The following is a 2448-nucleotide window of genomic DNA, read 5'->3' as shown; positions in this document are numbered from 1 at the left end:
GGTGAAGGCGACGTCGGCTGCGGCCTCGGCGGCCAGCGCGTCGGAGGGGCGGGAGACGTCGACCTCGTTGGGCGCCTCGGGGTTGGCGGTGGGGGCGAGGATGCTGCGGACGGCTTCTACCGCGTCGGGGGCAGTGCGGAGATAGAGCGTCGTGATATCGCCTTCGAAATCGAGGTAGCGCTCGCCGGCGGGCCAGCCGATCAGTGCGCTCAGATCGAGCATCGGCACCAGCGAGACCGGCGCGAGAATGCCGACCACGGTGAACCAGCGGCCGCCGAGCCACACCTGTTGGCCGATCAGCCCGCGGCCGATGCCGCGCCGGGCGGCGGCGCGGGCGCCGAGCACCACGGCGGGGTAGTTGGCTGTGGCTTCGTTGAGCCAGGAGCCGACGGCGACTTCTGCGCTCAGGGTTTCGAGCAAGTTCAGCTTCGTGGCGTAGACGGCGAGGCCGCCCGACTGGCTCGCGGGGATGCGGTTGGAGCGATAGATCCGCGCATCGGCCAGGACGCCGATGGCGCTCACCATTTCGACCTCGGCAATGCGGCCGAGCATGGCGATGGATTCGGGCGGCATGGTCGCGGCTTCGCCGAACATCGATTTGCCCGGCCCGGCGCTGAGCAGGTTCGTGCCGAGTTCGGAGAGCAACTGGTTGAGCTGGGCGCGGCTCGAGGTGGAAATGCCGACCACCGCGATCATCGCGGCAATGCCGATGGCGATGCCGAGCGCCGACAGCACGACGCGCAGCGGCCGGGCCGTCAGGCCATAGGCGGCGAGGCGCACGACATCGATGGCCAGGAGTTTGGCGGGTTGCAGGGTGCTCATCTTATGCTCCGCCTGGTGTCTTCGACCAGTTGCCCGTCGCGCATCATGGCCTGGCGGTCGAAGCGGGCGGCGAGATCGCGATCATGGGTGATCACCACCACGGCGGTGCCGGCGCGATGGAGGCCGAGCAGCAATTGCACCACGCCTTCGCCCGAGGTGCTGTCGAGCGCGCCGGTCGGCTCGTCGGCAAGCAGCAGCAGCGGGCGGCGCGCCAGTGCCCGGGCAATGGCGGTGCGTTGCTTTTCGCCGCCCGACAGCTGATGCGGACGGTGGTCGAGCCGGTGGGCAAGCCCGACCTCGCGCAGCGCCGCCTCGGCACGCTCGCGCCGTTCGCGCAATCCGGTGCCGGTGTAGAGCAGGCCATCGGCGACATTGTCGAGCGCCGAGACGCCGGGCGACAGGTGGAAATGCTGGAAGACGAAGCCGATGCGCCGGGCGCGCAGCGCCGAGAGCTCGTGGTCCCTGAGCTCGGCGACGTTCAGCCCGTCGATCTCGACCGTGCCGGCACTGGCGCGATCGAGCGTACCGATGATGTTGAGCATGGTGGATTTGCCCGAGCCGGAGGGGCCGACAATGGCGACGAGCTCGCCGCGCTCGATCTCGAGGCTGACATCGCGCAGCGCCAGCACGCCACCGGCAAAGGCGCGGCTGACATTGCTGAGGGAGACGATGGTTGCCGTCATCCGGGCACGCTGACTCGCTCGCCCTCTGCAATGCCGTCGCCGCTGACCTCGACCCGCCCGGCGGCGAAGAGGCCGGTGTCGACGGGGACCAGTCTGGTGCCGCCAGCATCGACGAGCTCGACGGCAAAGCCGCCTTCCGGCCGGGCCAGCAGCGCGGCGATCGGCACCGAGAGCACGTCGTTGCGGCGCTCGCTGACGAAATCCACGTCGACCGAGGCGACTTCCAGCCCGTCGAGGGCGGCCTGGTCGGCGATCGCCACGGTCACTTCGATATTGCCGTCGGTCACCACCGAGCCGACCTCGGAGATTTTTCCTGCCACCTCGCGATCATCGGGCAGGGTGATGGTGACGCGGCGGCCGACGGCGGCGAGCGCCTGATCGGCGACGGCGAGCGGCACGGTCACCAGCTTGGTGGTTGAGGAATAATCGAGGATCGAGCTGCGGTCGGCCGAGGCGGCGAGCAGGGTTTCGCCGACACTGGCATCGTGCGCCGCGACATGCACCGGCCCCTCGGCAATCACCAGCTGGCTGAGACTGACAATGCCGGTCACCGGCAGGCCGGAGAGGCGCTGCCAGCTGCGGACCTGTTCGCCGAGCGGGCCGGTATAGCCGAGGGCGGCGAGATTGTCGGCCAGTTGCGCGACATCGGCAGTGTCGGTGGCGCGCGCCAGCAGCGCCGCGTGGGCATCGCGCAGCGCATCGCGTTTCACCGTGGCGTCGGCAATGGCGACGCGTGCCGCCACGGCGTCGAGTTTTGCCGCTGCAAGGTCCTTGTCGAGGCCGCGGATGGCGGCGGCCATGGCGGCGCGGGCCTTGGCGAGCTCGGCCGCGGCGGCAGCGATTTCGGCGCTGGGGGCCAGCTCGGCGGCCGAGAGTTCGGTGACCCGCGCCAGCTTGGCCGCAGCAACGGCAACGGCGCCGCTCAGTTCAATGAACTCGGGGA

General features: G+C 70.0%; 3 protein-coding genes. All 3 read right to left on the bottom strand.

Annotated elements, in window-relative coordinates:
• Positions 1 to 822: ABC transporter permease (locus tag VW23_RS00510; protein WP_069907649.1), on the bottom strand; the 822-nt coding region annotated here is incomplete at its 3' end.
• A complete protein-coding gene (locus tag VW23_RS00505) occupies positions 819 to 1505 on the bottom strand; it encodes an ABC transporter ATP-binding protein (RefSeq protein ID WP_069907648.1) in 687 nt (228 codons plus the stop codon). The genes VW23_RS00505 and VW23_RS00510, both read right to left, overlap by 4 nt.
• On the bottom strand, positions 1502 to 2448 hold a 947-nt coding region (locus VW23_RS00500; protein ID WP_069907647.1), incomplete at its 5' end, for an efflux RND transporter periplasmic adaptor subunit. The genes VW23_RS00505 and VW23_RS00500, both read right to left, overlap by 4 nt.

Origin of the sequence: Devosia insulae DS-56, from assembly GCF_000970465.2 — a bacterium.
GTDB classification, from domain to species: domain Bacteria; phylum Pseudomonadota; class Alphaproteobacteria; order Rhizobiales; family Devosiaceae; genus Devosia_A; species Devosia_A insulae.
This window is presented reverse-complemented; position numbering and strand designations above follow the sequence as displayed.

Coding starts and splice junctions, on each gene's coding strand:
- VW23_RS00505 (WP_069907648.1), bottom strand. CDS start 1,505: ATGACGGCAACCATCGTCTCCCTCAGCAATGTCAGCCGCGCCTTTGCC.